The 15,444-nt window shown below is 72.4% G+C and carries 13 protein-coding genes; 9 read left to right on the top strand and 4 right to left on the bottom strand.

From position 1 onward, the window contains the following. The first annotated feature begins 249 nt into the window (after positions 1–249). Positions 250–1,209, top strand: coding sequence for a LysR family transcriptional regulator (locus B4N89_RS52535; RefSeq protein WP_321170681.1), 960 nt, complete (start codon positions 250–252; stop codon positions 1,207–1,209). On the opposite strand, the gene B4N89_RS07685 is transcribed toward B4N89_RS52535, so the two are convergent. Continuing rightward, positions 1,160–2,947, bottom strand: coding sequence for a glycoside hydrolase family 35 protein (locus B4N89_RS07685; protein WP_078975131.1), 1,788 nt, complete (start codon positions 2,945–2,947; stop codon positions 1,160–1,162). The genes B4N89_RS52535 and B4N89_RS07685 overlap by 50 nt on opposite strands. Before the next feature lie 390 nt (positions 2,948–3,337). Between B4N89_RS07685 and B4N89_RS07680 the strand changes: the two genes are divergently transcribed. The 4 genes from B4N89_RS07680 to B4N89_RS07665 all read left to right on the top strand — a co-directional run bounded on the left by B4N89_RS07680 (position 3,338) and on the right by B4N89_RS07665 (position 7,528). Next, complete coding sequence (locus B4N89_RS07680; protein ID WP_078975129.1) at positions 3,338–4,696, top strand: ABC transporter substrate-binding protein; 1,359 nt, start codon at positions 3,338–3,340, stop codon at positions 4,694–4,696. 189 nt (positions 4,697–4,885) lie between these two features. Next, positions 4,886–5,752, top strand: coding sequence for a carbohydrate ABC transporter permease (locus tag B4N89_RS07675; RefSeq protein ID WP_078975127.1), 867 nt, complete (start codon positions 4,886–4,888; stop codon positions 5,750–5,752). Next, positions 5,749–6,663 carry a carbohydrate ABC transporter permease gene (locus tag B4N89_RS07670; RefSeq protein ID WP_078975125.1) on the top strand — a complete coding sequence of 305 codons (915 nt, stop codon included), beginning with the start codon at positions 5,749–5,751 and terminating at the stop codon, positions 6,661–6,663. The genes B4N89_RS07675 and B4N89_RS07670 overlap by 4 nt, the downstream gene beginning before the upstream one ends. 46 nt (positions 6,664–6,709) lie before the next feature. Then, positions 6,710–7,528, top strand: a complete 819-nt coding sequence (locus B4N89_RS07665) for an AraC family transcriptional regulator (protein WP_078975123.1) — start codon at positions 6,710–6,712, stop codon at positions 7,526–7,528. A 21-nt stretch (positions 7,529–7,549) separates the two neighbouring features. On the opposite strand, the gene B4N89_RS07660 is transcribed toward B4N89_RS07665, so the two are convergent. Next, positions 7,550–8,779, bottom strand: a complete 1,230-nt coding sequence (locus B4N89_RS07660; RefSeq protein WP_078975121.1) for a hypothetical protein — start codon at positions 8,777–8,779, stop codon at positions 7,550–7,552. Between the two features lie 227 nt (positions 8,780–9,006). On the opposite strand from B4N89_RS07660, the gene B4N89_RS07655 reads away from it, so the two are divergent. After that, positions 9,007–9,507 carry a DUF7144 family membrane protein gene (locus B4N89_RS07655; RefSeq protein WP_078975119.1) on the top strand — a complete coding sequence of 167 codons (501 nt, stop codon included), beginning with the start codon at positions 9,007–9,009 and terminating at the stop codon, positions 9,505–9,507. A 97-nt stretch (positions 9,508–9,604) separates the two neighbouring features. Here the strand turns inward: B4N89_RS07655 and B4N89_RS49665 are convergent, their stop codons facing one another. After that, entirely contained in the window at positions 9,605–11,467 is a 1,863-nt protein-coding gene (locus B4N89_RS49665) for a protein kinase domain-containing protein (RefSeq protein WP_161500663.1), read from the bottom strand. A gap of 195 nt (positions 11,468–11,662) precedes the next feature. Between B4N89_RS49665 and B4N89_RS49660 the strand changes: the two genes are divergently transcribed. After that, positions 11,663–12,403, top strand: coding sequence for a rhomboid-like protein (locus tag B4N89_RS49660; RefSeq protein ID WP_161500662.1), 741 nt, complete (start codon positions 11,663–11,665; stop codon positions 12,401–12,403). Positions 12,404–12,440: 37 nt separating this feature from the next. Here the strand turns inward: B4N89_RS49660 and B4N89_RS07645 are convergent, their stop codons facing one another. After that, a complete protein-coding gene (locus B4N89_RS07645; protein WP_078975115.1) occupies positions 12,441–12,920 on the bottom strand; it encodes a hypothetical protein in 480 nt (159 codons plus the stop codon). A 333-nt stretch (positions 12,921–13,253) separates the two neighbouring features. Between B4N89_RS07645 and B4N89_RS07640 the strand changes: the two genes are divergently transcribed. Then, on the top strand, positions 13,254–13,457 hold the full coding sequence (locus B4N89_RS07640) for a cold-shock protein (RefSeq protein ID WP_020554660.1): 204 nt from the start codon (positions 13,254–13,256) through the stop codon (positions 13,455–13,457). A 380-nt stretch (positions 13,458–13,837) separates the two neighbouring features. Continuing rightward, positions 13,838–15,400, top strand: coding sequence for a DEAD/DEAH box helicase (locus B4N89_RS07635; protein WP_078975113.1), 1,563 nt, complete (start codon positions 13,838–13,840; stop codon positions 15,398–15,400). Positions 15,401–15,444 lie beyond the last annotated feature (44 nt).

Raw genomic sequence — 15,444 nt, 5'->3', positions numbered from 1 at the left:
TCGGCCCTCCGCTCGCGAACACCCGCACGAACGCCCGTCGAACCCCGCCACACCCGGGCGACACCCGGTGCCCCGGCCCACCGGATCGACCACGATCCCGGTTCCGGAACGGCGACGACTCTTGCCCGTACGGCATGCATCCATGCCCTACCGATCCGACGCCGGCACCCCGACGGCCCGACGACCCACGCGAATTGCCCGATTCGAACCCCTGCCGGTGCGGGTGGCGTGACCGTTATGGTGCGGCGCGTGACCCTCCAGCAGCTGCGCTACCTCGTCGCCGTCGCGAACTTCGGCACCATGACCGCGGCGGCGGAAGCCCTCTACGTCGCCCAGTCGGCGCTGTCCCGGGCCCTGAAGGCGCTCGAACACGAGCTGGGCGCCGAGCTGTTCGTGCGCGAGGGGCGCACCGTGGGCCTGACCGCCGAGGGCTCCAGGGTGGTCCGGCTCGCCCGCACGGTGCTCGACACCGTCACCGCGATCGAGGACATCGGCCGACCGGTCGGCACGGTGTCCGAGCCGACCCTGACCGTGGCCACCACGTCCACCCTCGCGATCGGCCATGTCGCCCGCCTGGTCGCGGCGTTCGCCGCCGAGCACCCCGAGGCGCCGATCGAGGTGACCCGGCACGACGGGCGCGAGGCGGTGCTCGCGGCGGTCCGCGCGGGTACCGCCGCGATCGGGGTGGCCGACACACCCGGACCCGGCGACCTGCGCACCTACCGGCTCGCCGAGACGGAGGTGGTGCTGGTGTCGCCGTCGGACACCCGGCTGCCCGAACCGGTGCCGTGGGGCGCGCTGCACGGCCTGCCGATGGTGCTGCCCGGGCGCGGCAGCGAGCGGCGCTCGCAGTTCGAGGCGATGTTCGCCGAGATGGGGGTGCGTCCGCTCGCCCGCTGCGAGCACAACGACCGGGTCAACTGGGTCGCGGGAGTACTCAACGGCGAGGGCTCGCTGCTGTGGTACCGGGACGTCGCCGAGGACGTCTTCGGCGACTCGGCCTCGATCCGCTCGCTCGACCCGCCGCTGTGGCGCGGCATCATGCTGGTCTGCCGCGAGGACTCCCGGGAGCGCTCGGCCCGGCTGTTCGTCGACCTGGCCCGCCGCGGCGGGGTCGGCGAAGCGGACGCGGACCGAGTCGTCCCGGGCGTCCGTCCGGCTACAGGACCGGCGCCGCCGCCGGCTCGCCCAGGTCGGGGGTGTCCGTGAAGGTCACGTGGGCCCCGCCGGGACCGTGCAACTCCAGCACGGTCACCGTGTTCCGCCCCTCGCGCAACACCGGCGCCGGCACATAGAGCGTGCGCTGCGGCCCCGCCGACCAGTAGCGGCCGAGCAGGAAGCCGTTGATCCACACCAGGCCCTTGGTCCAGCCGTCGAGCCGGACGAACGTGTCGCCGACCGTCGCCACGTCGAACGTGCCGGTGCGCACCACCGGCACCCCCGCCGGGATCGGCCCCGAGGCGTCCGGCAACACCGGCCCGTGCGGCGCGTCCAGCGGCAGCGGGTACATCTGCCAGCCGAACAGGCGCTGCCGCTCCCACCGCACGCCCTCGGTGATGCCCTTGCGATCGTGCAGGCCCGGCCCGTAGTTGATCCGGCCGCAGTTCTCCACCAGCAGGTCGAGCCGCGCGCCGCCGGCGGGCACGGACAACTCGCACGAGGCGGTGCCGCCCTCGCTGCGATCGAGCACCGCGACCGGAACCCCGTCCAGGAACACCTGGGCCCGGTCGGCCAGTCCGTCCACGAACAGCGGGGCGCTCTCGCGCGGGCCGCTCACCCAGGTGCGGTACAGGGTGAATCCGTACGCCTGGTCCAACTCCTCCATGGTCAGCGTGTTCGGCGAGTACACCGGCGCGGACAGGTCCTCGACGTGCGCGAGCAGCGGCGCGGCCGACGGCAGCGCCACCTCGCCGAGCTTCACGCGCGCCGGCAGCGCCGGCGGCGGCTCGTCGGGCAGCGGCGCGTAGCGGCCGATCACCTCACGGAACGCCCAATACTTCTCGGTGAGTTCGCCCGCCTCGCCGATCGGCGCGTCGTAGTCGTAGCTGGTGATGGTCGGCTGGTAGACGCCCTCGTGCTCGTTGGCGCCGTTCATCAGCCCGAAGTTGGTGCCGCCGTGCGCCATGTACAGGTTCACCGACCCGCCGGCCGCGAGCATGTCGTCGAGCACTCCCGCCGCGTCCGCCGCGTCCCGCACGTGGTGCGGGTCGCGCCAGTGGTCGAACCAGCCGTTCCAGAACTCCATGCACACCGGCGGCCCGTCCGGCGACCAGCGCCGCAGCGCCGCGAACGCCTCGTCGGCGCGCGAGCCGAAGTTCACCGTCGGCAGCACCCCGGCCACCGTGCCGCCCTGGAGCATCGGCTCGGTCGGCCCGTCGGAGGTGAACAGCAGCCCGTTCGCGCCACGCCGGCGCATTCCGTCGACCAGGTGCCGCAGATAGGCCACGTCGTTGCCGTAGCTGCCGTACTCGTTCTCCACCTGGAGGGCGATCACCGGCCCGCCGTGCTCCGCGAGCAGCGGCTCGACCAGCGGCATCACCGCGTCCAGCCAGCGGTCCACCGCGGCCAGATACGGCGGGTGGGAGCAGCGCAGCCGCATCCCCGGGTCCTTGAGCAGCCAGGCGGGCAGGCCGCCGAACTCCCACTCGGCGCAGATGTAGGGGCCCGGTCGCACGATCGCCTTCAGGCCCCGGCGCTCGGCCGCGCGCAGGAACGCGACCAGGTCCTTGCCGCCGGTGAAGTCGAAGGTGCCCGGGGTCGGCTCGTGCAGGTTCCAGGCGACGTACGTCTCGACCGTGTTCAGGCCCAACCCGCGCAGTCGGGCCAGCCGGTCGTCCCACTGCGCGGGGTGGACGCGGAAGTAGTGCAGGGCACCGGCGAGCATGCGAAACGGCCTGCCGTCGAGGGTGAAGCCGTCTCGACTCGGGACGAGGCTGGGGGTGGTCAAGACGCTCCTCGATGCAGATCCGGTGCGGTGGGTCCGGATCATCGTGCCCGAGCCGCACGGCCCGGACATGCACTCTTCTGCACGGCGTCGTGGACTTTTCCGGACCCGTCGACCCGGGTCTCCGGTGCTCCGACCTGGATGGATACTCTCTGGTTCCCCAACCTTGCCATTCGGTGACCATGCACTTGGACTTTTCTTGCGGATCACCTCGACAAAAGCACGATCCGCGCGCCAACCCGTTGACGCCTTCTCGGGCAGGGCACATGATCGGCGGCCAGACAGCCTCCACCGGCTCTCCCCACCACCGCATCGCTCTCCGCTGCATCCCCGCCTCCGATCACGTGCCGGGCTCCGTCGAGCCCCGCCCATTCCCCGAAGGGACGGCCACCCATGTGGGCCAGCACCCGCAGAGGCCGCCAGACGGCCCGCCGCGCAGCCGTCGCGGTCACCGTCGCGGCGCTCACCGCGCTCACCGCCTGCGGTTCGGACTCCGGCGACAAGAAGGACGGCGCCGACAAGGCGGCCCAGGGCGACAAGGCGTCCGGCGGCACCGCACAGCTCGACTTCTGGGGCTGGAACCCGGCCTATGAGAAGGCCGTGAGCGCGTTCAACGCGTCCCACCCCGACATCCGGGTCAGCTACAACAAGGTCGAGCCCGGCTCCAAGGGCGGCTACGCCAAGATGCTCGCCGCGGTGAAGGCGAACAACGCGCCGTGCCTGGCCCAGATGGGCTACGAGACGCTGCCCAGCTTCCTGGTCGAAGGCGCGCTCCAGGACGTGGACAAGGAGGCCTCGGCGGTCAAGGCCAAGTACTCCGCCGGCGCCTGGTCGCAGATGAGCGTCGCGGGCAAGACCTACGGCATCCCCGTGGACACCGGCCCGGTCGCGATGTTCTACCGCACCGACGTGTTCGCCAAGCACAACCTGACCCCGCCCAAGACCTGGGACGAGTTCGCCCGGCAGGCCGACACGGTGCACGCGGCCGACCCGTCGGTGGCCTACTCGGCGTTCGGCGGCAACGACCCGTGGTGGTACGCGGGCATGGCGTGGCAGAACGGCGGCAGCTGGTTCAAGCCCGAGGGCGAGACCTGGAAGGTCTCGATGACCGAACCGGGCACGCAGAAGGTCACCCAGTACTGGCAGCAACTGCTCGACAAGAAGGCCGTCTCCTCGGACCCGACCTTCACCCCCGACTGGTACAAGCGGTTCGGCGACGGCAGCGTGGCCAGCTATGTCGGCCCCGTCTGGTTCACCGCGCTCCTGGAGGAGAACGCCAAGGACGCGGCGGGCAAGTGGGCCGTCGCGCCGATGCCGCAGTGGGACGCCGGCGGCAAGGTCACCGGCAACATCGGCGGCTCCGGCACCGCCGTGCTCAAGGGCTGCAAGAACACCAAGGCCGCGGTCGCCTTCGCCGACTGGATGAGCAGCGACCCCGCGAGCCTGACCACGCTGGTCAAGGACGCGGGCATCTACCCGGCGGCGACCGCCGGGGCGACCCTGGACGCGATGCAGCAGCCGTCCGCCTATTTCGGCAACGCGAAGATCTACGACATCTTCAAGGACTCCGCCGCGCAGGCCCCCACCGGCTGGCAGTGGGGTCCCACGATGACCCAGGTCTCCGCCGACCTGACCGACCGGGTCGGCAAGGCCGGAGCCGGCAACGGCAAGCTCGCCGACGCGCTGACCGGCGTCCAGGGCACCACGATCAAGGCCATCCAGGACAAGGGCCTGAAGGCCGCCGCGGGCTGACCCGGCGACACCACCCCGACGCCGGGGGCCGTCCGCACCGTGCCCCGCCGCCGCGCGTCACCCCGCGCGGCGGCGGGTCGCCGTCGGCCCGCCCCCCACCCGCATCCACATCCACCCGTCCCATCCACCGGGAGCCCGCCCTTGAGCGCACCGATCCCGCGGCGCAAGCGCCGGCGGTCCGCGCCCCTGATGTTCCTCGCCCCGTTCGGCGTGCTGTTCGCCGCGATGTACGCCGTCCCCGTCGGCTACGCGATCGTGGAGAGCCTGCACAAGATGCAGCGCTCCGGCCTGGGACTGACCCCGCCCAAGCGGGTGTACGCGGGGTTCGAGAACTACACCAAGGCGCTGCACGACGACGCGCTGTGGCACGGCGTGGGCCGGGTGCTGCTGTTCGGCGCGATCCAGGTGCCGGTGATGCTCGGTCTCGCCCTGGTGCTCGCGCTGCTCCTCGACGCCAAGTCGGCGCGCCTGAAGGGCTTCTTCCGCACCGCCTACTTCCTGCCCTACGCCATCCCCGGCGTGGTCGCCACCATCTTGTGGGCGTTCCTGTACATGCCGCGCTCCAGCCCGGTGGTGAGCATGCTGGACGCGGTCGGCCTGCCGTCCGACTTCCTCGGCGAGGACGCGGTCCTGTGGTCCATCGCCAACGTGGTCACCTGGACCTGGACCGGCTACAACATGCTGGTCATCTACTCCGCGCTCCAGGCCATCCCGCAGGAGCTGTACGAGGCCGCCGAGTTGGACGGGTGCGGCCCGTGGCGCACCGCGTGGCGGATCAAGGTGCCGCTGGTCGCCCCGGCGATCGCGCTGACCACCGTGTTCTCCGTGATCGGCACGCTCCAGCTCTACACCGAACCGCGCGTGTTGCGCCCGCTGACCTCGTCGCTGGACGCCGACTACACGCCGATCATGTCCGCCTACCACAAGGCCGTCGAGAACAACGACTACGGCCAGGGCGCCGCCGTCTCGGTGCTGCTCGCGCTGGGCACGTGCGTGTTGTCCTTCGCCGTGCTCAAGATCTCCGCCCGGCTCACGAACGGCAGGTCCTCGCTGTGACGACACTGACCGACAAGCCCGCGAGCCCGGCCCGTGCACAGGTCGCGCCGCCCGCGCCGAAGCCGGCCAAGGGCCGTACCGCGCCGATGCGTTCGCAGGTGCTGACCACCTCGTTCCTGTTCCTGGTGGCGACCTACTTCCTGATGCCGGTGTGGTGGCTGCTGGTCTCCTCGACCAAGTCGTCCAGCGACCTGTTCGGCAGCAACGGCTTCTGGTTCGCGGACTGGAACCTGGGCGCGAACCTGCGCCAACTGTTCGACCAGGACGGCGGCATCTTCCTGCGCTGGGTGCTCAATTCGGTGCTGTACGCGGTCGGCGGCGGCCTCGTCGCCACCTTCCTGGCCGCGATGGCCGGCTACGGGCTGGCCAAGTACGACTTTCGCGGCCGGGGCACGATCTTCTCGGTGATCCTCGGCGCGGTGCTGATCCCCACCCCGATGCTCGCGCTGCCCATCTACCTGATGCTGTCCAAGGTGCATCTGGTCGACACGATCTGGGCGGTGCTGCTGCCCGCCGCGGTCAGCCCGTTCGGCGTCTTCCTGGCCAAGACCTACGCCGAGGCGTCGGTGCCCGACGAACTGATCGAGGCGGCCCGCCTGGACGGCGCGAGCGAGTTCCGGATCTTTCGCACCATCGGGCTGCGGATCATGTCGCCCGCGCTGGTGACCATCTTCCTGTTCCAACTGGTCGCCGTCTGGAACAACTTCTTCCTGCCGCTGATCACCCTCAACAACCAGCACCTGTGGCCGGTCACGCTCGGCCTGAACGCCTGGAACAGCGATCCCAACCAGCCGCACGCCAACCTCGTCGTGGTCGGCGCGCTGGTCTCGGTGCTGCCGCTGGTCGCCGCGTTCCGGTCGCTCCAGCGGTTCTGGCGCACCGACCTGGTCGCGGGCGGGGTCAAGGCGTGAGGAACCGCTTCGCGACGGCGTCCGGCCGCCGTACCATCGGCGCACCATGATCTTCGCGCGCTACCTCACGCCCGCCAAGGAGCACCAGCGGCTCGGCCTGGTGTGCCTGGGCGTCGGCCGGCAACAGGTCACCGCGATGCAGTTCGAGGGCCGGGTGCTCGGCTGCTATCAACTCACCCTGATCACGGGGGGATCGGGCTGGTTCCGCTCGGGCAACCGGCACGCGCCGCGGATCCCCGTCCAGGCGCCCGCGGCGTTCCTGCTCTTCCCCGGCGAGTACCACGCCTACAGCCCGGACCCGACGGGCTGGCGCGAGCACTGGGTGCTGTTCGAGGGACCGACCGCGGCGGCGTACGAGGACCTGGGGTTCCTGGACCGGGCCGAGCCGGTGATGTCGCTCGGCGGGGTCCGGCCGCTGCGGCAGGGCTTCGACCGGCTGCTGACCGCGGTGGAGCCGGGCGCGCCGAACCGCGAGGTGGTCACCTCGGCGATCGTGCACCAGTTGATCATCGACCTGAAGACGATCCGGGTCGACGAGGACGGCTCGCGGGTGGTCCGCTACTTCGACGAGCACGCCACCGAGCCGCTGACCGTCGGCGAGCACGCCCGGCGGCTCGGCCTGGACGAGGCGGGTCTGCGCAGCGAGATGCAGCGGGCGACCGGCACCACGCCCAAGGAGTACATCGTGCGCACCCGGCTGTCCCGGGCCAAACGACTGCTGCTCGCCACCGACCAGTCCATCCACGAGGTGGCCCGCAACGTCGGCTACGACGATCCGGCCTACTTCGCCCGGTTGTTCTCCCGACGCGTACAGCAGTCCCCGTCCGAGTTCCGGCGCACGGGGCAGACGTCGGGTCAGCCCTGAGTCGCATCGGCCCGCCGTGACTCACCGCGCGGCCCCGACCTCCCGGCGTGTCCCGGCCGCCGCGACCGTTTCCAGGACCGCCACCACCGCGACGACCACCACCACGATCAGCAACACCGACCACACCGTCGGGTCGTTCCACACGCACAGCCAGATACCGCCCGACAGGCCGGTCACCGCGTACACCGGCCCCCGGTGCGCGGCCACGAACGCGCCCACGGAGCCGGTGCCGAACCCGTGCCGGGCCAACGCCGCGCCCGTCCGGTCCGGTGCGACCGCGAAGGCGCCCCGGATCGCGCTCGCCGGCCGGGCCGGTCCGGCCAGGAAGGCCGCGATCGCGAGCGCGACGGCGGCCACGCCCAGGGTGCGGGTGGTCCGGCGCAGGAAGCTCACCAGCGCGTCGTAGACCGCCGCCGCCGCGTCCCGGGAGACGTCCGGCGGCAGGTCGTCCAGGTAGGTCCGTCGGGCCACCGCGAGCACGATGCCCAGTGCGAGCAGGGTCAGCGCGGTGCCCACGCCCGCCCACAGCAGCACGCGCCTGCGACGCGGCGCGAGGCACACGCCCAGGACGAACATCGCCACGACCGCGATCGGCAGCCAGATGCCCGCGGTGTCCAGGAATCGGAACGCGTCCTGCCCGGTGCGCAACCCCTCGCGGTGCACCAGCACGTAGCGGCGGTCGGTGTCGGGGATGTTCGAGGCGAACGCGAAACCCCGACCCACCAGGCCCTGCCGTACCTGATCGATCATCGGCCCCAGGTCGAGCACCACCTCGCCGTTCGTGGCGCTCACCGTCCCGCTGTCCCGGCCCTCGAGTACGTCCAGCGCGGACGCGTGCGCGATCCGGAGCGCGTCCCGCCAGATCACGGTGAACGCGTCGCTCGCCACGAACGCCCGCGCGGCCTGGTCGGCCACGCCCGCCAGCAGGCTCTGCAGCGAGCCGGACAGCGGCCCGGAGCCGTTGTTCGGCCCCAGGCCGAGCGCCTCGCGCAGCGAGTCGGTCAGCCCGCCCACGTCGACCGCCTGCACGGCCGCCGTGGCCAGTCGGGCGGACACCGCGTCCTGTACCGCGGTGTTCCCGGACAGCGGGGCCAGCGAGGTGACGAAGCGGTCGGTGTCGGCCACCTCGCCCCGCGCCCACCCGGCGGTCACCGCCACCGGGGCGAGCAGACAGGCGAGGGCCACCAGGAGGCAGGCCAGGGTGAAGCGCACCGGATGCCCGGTCCGGACCTGCTCGGCTGACTCGGACATCACCGGTGTCCTCTCCTCGTTCACGGCCGCGTTCGTCCCGTGCGGGTTCCATGAAATCCGGAGATCTACTCGGATTGGACAAAAGGTGCAAATTATGTCTCGGCGTGTCAAGGTGCGAGAGCGCCGACTCGTCGGGTCGCCGTCCGCGCGACGGCGGGCAAGCGGGTGGCGCCGAATGGAAATCGGGCACATCCGCCCGGCCGTCCGGCCGGGGTTGGGAGTAGGCCATGAACAGCACAACCCGCAGGGCGAGCGCCTGGACCGGCTGGGTGGCGTTCGCCGCCTGCACGTTGCTCGTCCTGGGTGTCCTCAACCTCTTCCAGGGGTTCACGGCCCTGTTCTCGGACGGGTACTTCGTCACCCGCTCCGGTGAGCTGCTGGTCTGGAACTACAACACCTGGGGCGTCATCCTGCTGATCTTCGGCGGGCTGCAACTGCTCATCGGCGGTGGGCTGCTCACCGGCGCGACCTGGGCCAGGGTGGCCGGCTCGGTGCTGGTGATGTTGAACATCATCGGCGAGATCGGCTTCCTGGCCGCGCACCCCGTCTGGTCCACCATCGTGGTGGCGCTCGACCTGGTGGTCCTGTTCGCGCTGACCGTGCGCTGGGACGCGGCGCAGGGCTACCGCGGCGAGAGCGTCGCGGAGTGGCAGGCCCGGGACGAGGAGGCCTACCGGACCGGGACCGGCGCGCACCGCCGCCCCGACCGCGACGAGACCATGCCGTAACGGCGCGTCACACCCGTCTCGTCACCCGTTCGCCACGCACGACAGGCCCCCGGCGGGGGCGTCGTGCGTGGCGTTCGCGCGTTCGCGGCGGGCCGGTCTACGAGCGCGGCCACGTCGCTTCCCGGCCCCGGCCGAGGGTGTCGAGGAAGCGGGCCAGTTGGCCGGGCGCCGCCGGGTGGCCCTCGGCCAAGGCGCGGCGGTACATCTCCTCCGCCTCGCGGACGCGGCCCCGGCGCTCGTACAGGCCGGCGTAGCCGATCGAGGCGTCGCGGTGCCCTTCGGTGAGGGCGCGCCGGTACAGCTTGTCGGCCTCCTTCATCCGGCCCTTCGCGGCCAGCAGGCCGGCGAGGTTGACCGTCGCGTCCGGGTGGCCCTGGGCGTAGGTGTGCCGGAACCACTGCTCGGCCTCGTCGAGCCGACCGGTGTTGGCGAGGAGCAGGCCGAGATTGTGCCCGGCGTCGTCGTGGCCCCGCGCGGCGGCGTGCCGGAACAGGTGTTCGGCCTCCGGGGCGCGGCCGAGGCGGAGCAGCAGCCGACCGAGGTTGTTCGCGGCGTCGGGATGGCCCTGGACGAGGGCCCGGCGGTACAACTCCTCGGCCTCCGCGTGCCGGTCGTGTGCGGCGAGCAGATCGGCGAGGTCGTTGGCGGCCTCCGGGTGGTTGCGGGCCAGCGCATCCCGGTACAGCGCCTCGGCCTCGGCCTCTCGGCCGGTGTCGGCCAGGTGGTAGGCGAGTTGCACGGCGGCGTCCGGGTCGCCGGCCGCGACCGCCCGGCGCAACCCGGCCTCGTCGTCGTCGGCGGGGGCGGAAGGGGCCGGGACGGCGAACCCCGAGGCGGCGGGCGAGCCGGGCGGGAAACGCGGCGGCGCCGGGGGCAGCGGCGGCGGCGCGGGCCGGCGCGACAGGTCGGCCGGCGCGGCCGGGGCGGCGGAAGCGGCACCCGCTTCGCCGGGGACGGGCGGCGCCTCGGCCGGGGTCGGCGGCGCCTCGGCCGACGCGGCCGGTGTCTTGGTCAGCGTCAGCGGCGCCTCGGTCGGCGTCGCCGGTGCCTCCGTCGAGGCAGGCGGCACGTCGGCGGCCGTGGGCGGCACCTCGGCGGAGGTCGGCGGCACGGTCGTCGAGGTGGGCGTCGGCTCGGGGCGCGGCGGGGTCGTGTCGGTCAGGCGGCGGGCCACCTCGGCGGCGGTCGGCGGGCGCTGTGCCGGATCCTTGGCGAGCAGGTCGAGGACCAGGCGGCTCACGTGCGGCGGCACGTCGGGGCGGCGCCGATCCGGGGCCTCCGGGACCTGTTCGAGCTGGGCGTACACCGTGGCCGCGATGTCTTCGGCTGCGAACGGCGGTGTCCCGGTGAGCAGTTCGTGCAGCACACAGCCCAGTGCGTACAGGTCCGCGGCCGGTTCGGCCGGGCGGCCGCGCAGGCGTTCGGGTGCGGTGTAGGCGAGGGTGCCGATCAGGGCGGTGCCGGTCGCGGAGACCGCCCCGAGCCGGTCGGCCAGGCCGAGGTCCAGGACGCGGATCCCGCCATCGGCGGTCAGGAACAGATCGGCCGGCTTGAGGTCGCCGTGCACCACGCCGGCCCGGTGCGCGTGGTCGAGGGCGGCACAGATCCGCGCCGTCCAGTCCAACACCTGGGACACGGCGGGCAGTTCGGGCAGCCCCTCGCGCAGTACCGTACGCAGGTCGCGGCCGGTGAGCAGTTCGGTGACCAGGAACGGTGTGCCGTCGCCGGTCAGGCCGACGTCGGACACCGCGACCAGGTCGGGATGATCGAGCGGCGCGGCGGCCCGCGTGCGCTCCACGAACCGGGTCGCGGCCGCCTCGTCGGGCGGGCCGTGCAGCAGCTTGACCGCGACCTCGCGGTCCTCGACCGAGTCCCGCGCGGCCCACACCCGCCCGAGCCCACCACGGCCACGCTGTTCCACCAATTCGTACCGGTCCGCCACCCGACCCACCGCAGTCACGCCATCTCCCTCGTCCCGGCATCGTCGAGGGCGATCCTGCCGCACCCGGCGGGGGGTGTGTCGAGCCGCCGTCACCCGCCCCAACCCCGTGCGCCGCCCGCGCCGATTCCGGGGTCGGGACACGGCGTCCCGGGCCGGTGATGCAGCATGGTGGTTCGCGCCGTGTCCCCGCGCCGGCCCAAGGAGAAACGCACCGTGACCCGGAACCTCGCGAGTCGGCTGCGCGGCGTCGCCCGATACCCGCGGCGCAGCCCCGCGACCTTCGTCGTGCTGATCCTGCTCGCGATCAACGGGATCGTGGTCGGCGGCCTGATGTCCGAACCGGCCGCGGACCGGCTCCTGGCGGACATCAGCACCAACCTCGACAACCTGGACCACCATCCGTTTCGCGCGATGGCGGGCAGCCTGCTGGTCGCGGACGTGCACGGCACCCTGTTCGGCAACGTGACCACGATCGGGTTCGGCATCGGGGTGTGCATGGCGGTGCTGGAGCGCCGGATCGGCACGGTGCGTGCGGTCGGCGTCACGCTCCTGGGACACGTGGGCGCGACGCTGCTCACCGCCGCCGTGCTGATCGCGGCGATCCACTCGGGCACGTATCCCGAGGACACCCGGTACACGCTCGACTACGGGGTGAGCTACGCCTCGATGGCGGCCATAGCGGCGGTCACCCCGCTGTTGCCCGGACTGCTGCGGCCGCTGTGGGCGCTCGGCTGCCTGCTGTACCCGTTCTCGTCCGTGCGGTGGTACGGCGACCTGCCGGACTTCACCACGATCGGGCACGTCTCGGCCGCGCTGATCGGCCTCGGCGCCGGATTCGCGTTCATGAGCCGCCGGCGGCCGGACCCGGCCCGGCCGCCGGCCGGGACCGCACTCGCGCCGACGGCCCCCGGCCCGCTCCCGGAGGGCGCCGGGAACGGGCGGGCCGAGCCGTAGGACGAGGCGCGCGGCCTCGTCCGGGAGGGATCGCGGGTCAACGCTCGATCGGCGGCACGCGCCACTCGATCCGTACGCGGTCCTCCAGCGGCAACTCCTCCGGGCCGAGCGCGACATGGTCGATCACGTAGCGGAAGAGCAGGACGACGGCGTCGGACTCCATCTCCGGCAGGGTCTGCCGGGTTGCCCCGAGGACATCGAGCAGGAGTACCGGGTCGGACTCCAACTCCTCGATCTCCTCGGCCAGTTCGGCATCGATCTCGTCCGCCGCGGCGAGCGCCGCGATGGAGTGGGCGAGGAAGGCCGGCTCGGATTCGAGGCGCAGCAGCACCTGCTCGGTGACGAACGCGTCGAGCAGGTCGGCGTCGATGTCGATGCCGCCGCCGGCGCAACCGCAACCGTCGCCGCAGCCGCCGGGTGCGCTGATGTCCTCGAGGGTGAGGGGAGTGCCGATGGGGGAGAGGGGGATCGGCTGGACCGAGTCGTCGGACGCGGGGATGCCGGAGGAGGAGGACACGCGAACCCTTCGGGGGCTGGGGGACTGGCGGGGGAGCGTCCATGGTCGCACCCGGCGTCGACCGGCGGGCCGGTGCGCGTGGCGCGGTGATCGAGTCCTGCCGGTCGCCGGCGGGCGGTTCGGACAAGATCGAGACGATCCCGCCGGCCCGGTGGTCCGGCGTGCTAACGTTAATTGCTGCTGTGGTTCCCATGGAATTTTCTGTGCGCCTGCTGGTTGTAGCCAACAGGTGCACTTTTGTTTTTCCGGTGTCCAACTCCGGGCGGGGTAATCAGCAACGATTCGGGTCTCGCAGGGTGCGGGATCCCGGTACTGCCCCGAAGGGGAAGATACGTGGCTACTGGCACCGTGAAGTGGTTCAACGGCGAAAAGGGCTTCGGCTTCATCGAGCAGGACGGTGGCGGCCCCGACGTCTTCGCCCACTACTCGAACATCAACGCTCAGGGCTTCCGTGAGCTCCAGGAAGGCCAGAAGGTCTCCTTCGACGTCACGCAGGGCCAGAAGGGCCCGCAGGCGGAGAACATCAACATCGTCTGATTTCGCTCATGGGCGTGGCTTCGGTCACGCAGCGAGGGCCCGCGCCACACGGTGCGGGCCCTTCCCGTGGCCGCCGGCCGTCCCGGTCGGCGACTCCCGAACCCGGGAAAGCCACGGCGCACCACCAGGGCGGATGCCCGACATCCGCCGTTCAGGACCCTGCCCGACGCGACCTCGTCGCGCGGCCTCGCACGGTCCGGCACATCGGCCGCCGCTCTTCGGCAGGCGCCCGACCGTTGCGCAACACCTCGACGCGAGTGACCCGAGTCACCACGTCGGTTCTTCAGTTCAGGTACTCCGGCTCGTTCTTGCGACTCCTTGCGCGGCTACCCGCCGTGCGGAGACGTCCTCGATACGCGCCGCATCGAGGAAGGTTCTCCATGAATCGCACCCCCCGCTCCAGCTCCAACGATCGTTACGGCCGCAGCGGCGGCGGCTCCGGCCGGGGCGGCTACGGCGGCGGCGGCGGTCGCGGCCGCGGCGGCGCCCCGTCGGGCAACCGGCGCAAGCCGATGACCGCGGCGCCCGTCGCCGAGTTCGCGCTGCCGGTCAGCACCACCCCGTCGCTGCCCGCGGTCGCCGCGTTCGCCGACCTGGACATGCCCAAGCAGTTGCTCACCGCGCTCACCCGCAACGGGGTCACCGAGCCGTTCCCGATCCAGGCGGCCACCCTGCCCAACGCGCTGGTCGGCCGGGACGTGCTCGGCCGCGGCCGGACCGGCTCGGGCAAGACGCTCGCGTTCGGTCTCGCGATGCTGGCCCGGATCGCCGGTCGTCGCGCGGAGAGCAAGCAGCCGCTCGCGCTGGTCCTGGTGCCCACCCGCGAGCTGGCCCAGCAGGTCACCGACGCGCTGATGCCGTACGCCACCTCGGTGCAGCTGCGGATGACCACGGTCGTCGGCGGCATGTCGCTGGGTCGCCAGGCCAGTTCGCTCCGCAACGGCGCCGAGGTCGTGGTGGCCACCCCGGGCCGGCTCAAGGACCTGATCGACCGCGGCGACGCGCGCTTGGACGCGGTCGGCATCACGGTGCTCGACGAGGCCGACCAGATGGCCGACATGGGCTTCATGCCGCAGGTCACCGCGCTGCTCGACCAGGTGCAGCCGGACGGGCAGCGGATGTTGTTCTCGGCCACCCTCGACCGCAACGTCGACCGGCTGGTCAAGCGCTTCCTCTCCGACCCGGTCGTGCACTCGGTCGACCCGTCGCAGGGCGCGGTCACCACGATGGAGCACCACGTGCTGCACGTGAGCGAGGCCGACAAGCACACCGCCGCGACGCACATCGCCGCCCGCGAGGGCCGGGTGATCATGTTCATGGACACCAAGCACGCGGTGGACCGGCTCACCCGGCAGATGTTGCAGAGCGGCGTGCGCGCCGCGGCGCTGCACGGCGGCAAGTCGCAGCCGCAGCGCACCCGCACCCTGGAGCAGTTCAAGAGCGGGCACGTCACCGCGCTGATCGCGACCAACGTCGCGGCGCGCGGGATCCACGTGGACGGCCTGGACCTGGTGGTCAACATCGACCCGCCGACCGACCACAAGGACTACCTGCACCGCGGCGGCCGTACCGCGCGCGCCGGCGAGTCGGGCAGCGTCGTGACGCTGGTCACGCCGAACCAGCGCCGCGAGATGGCCCGTCTGATGATGATCGCCGGCATCCAGGCCGAGACCATCCAGGTGCGCTCGGGCGACGAGGAACTGACCCGCGTCACCGGCGCGCAGGTGCCCTCCGGCGTCCCGGTCGTGATCTCCTCGCCGGCCGCCGAGTCGCCGCGCCGCGGTGGCGCCGGCGGCGGTCGTGGTCGCGGTCGTCGGCCCGGCCAGGGCGGCGGCAGCGGTACCGGACGGCGTCCGTCGGCCGCCGCGTCCGGCGGCAACGCGGGCCGCTCCGGCGGCTCGACCGGCGCCCCGGCCCAGCGCCGGCGCACCGCCGTCGCGTAGTCGCTTTCGGGCGGCGCTCGACCGCCGCGCGAGAGGCGCGTGAA

It is taken from the genome of Embleya scabrispora, from assembly GCF_002024165.1.
GTDB classification, from domain to species: Bacteria; Actinomycetota; Actinomycetes; order Streptomycetales; family Streptomycetaceae; genus Embleya; species Embleya scabrispora_A.
Note: the sequence above shows the minus strand (reverse complement) of the source record. Positions and strands in the feature narration are given on the sequence as shown.

Bases quoted from the DNA above. Each gene is read 5' to 3' on its own strand.
- B4N89_RS07665 (WP_078975123.1), top strand. From the start codon at position 6,710: ATGATCTTCGCGCGCTACCTCACGCCCGCCAAGGAGCACCAGCGGCTC.
- B4N89_RS07675 (WP_078975127.1), top strand. From the start codon at position 4,886: ATGTTCCTCGCCCCGTTCGGCGTGCTGTTCGCCGCGATGTACGCCGTC.
- B4N89_RS07655 (WP_078975119.1), top strand. From the start codon at position 9,007: ATGAACAGCACAACCCGCAGGGCGAGCGCCTGGACCGGCTGGGTGGCG.
- B4N89_RS07660 (WP_078975121.1), bottom strand. From the start codon at position 8,779: ATGTCCGAGTCAGCCGAGCAGGTCCGGACCGGGCATCCGGTGCGCTTC.
- B4N89_RS07680 (WP_078975129.1), top strand. From the start codon at position 3,338: ATGTGGGCCAGCACCCGCAGAGGCCGCCAGACGGCCCGCCGCGCAGCC.
- B4N89_RS07635 (WP_078975113.1), top strand. From the start codon at position 13,838: ATGAATCGCACCCCCCGCTCCAGCTCCAACGATCGTTACGGCCGCAGC.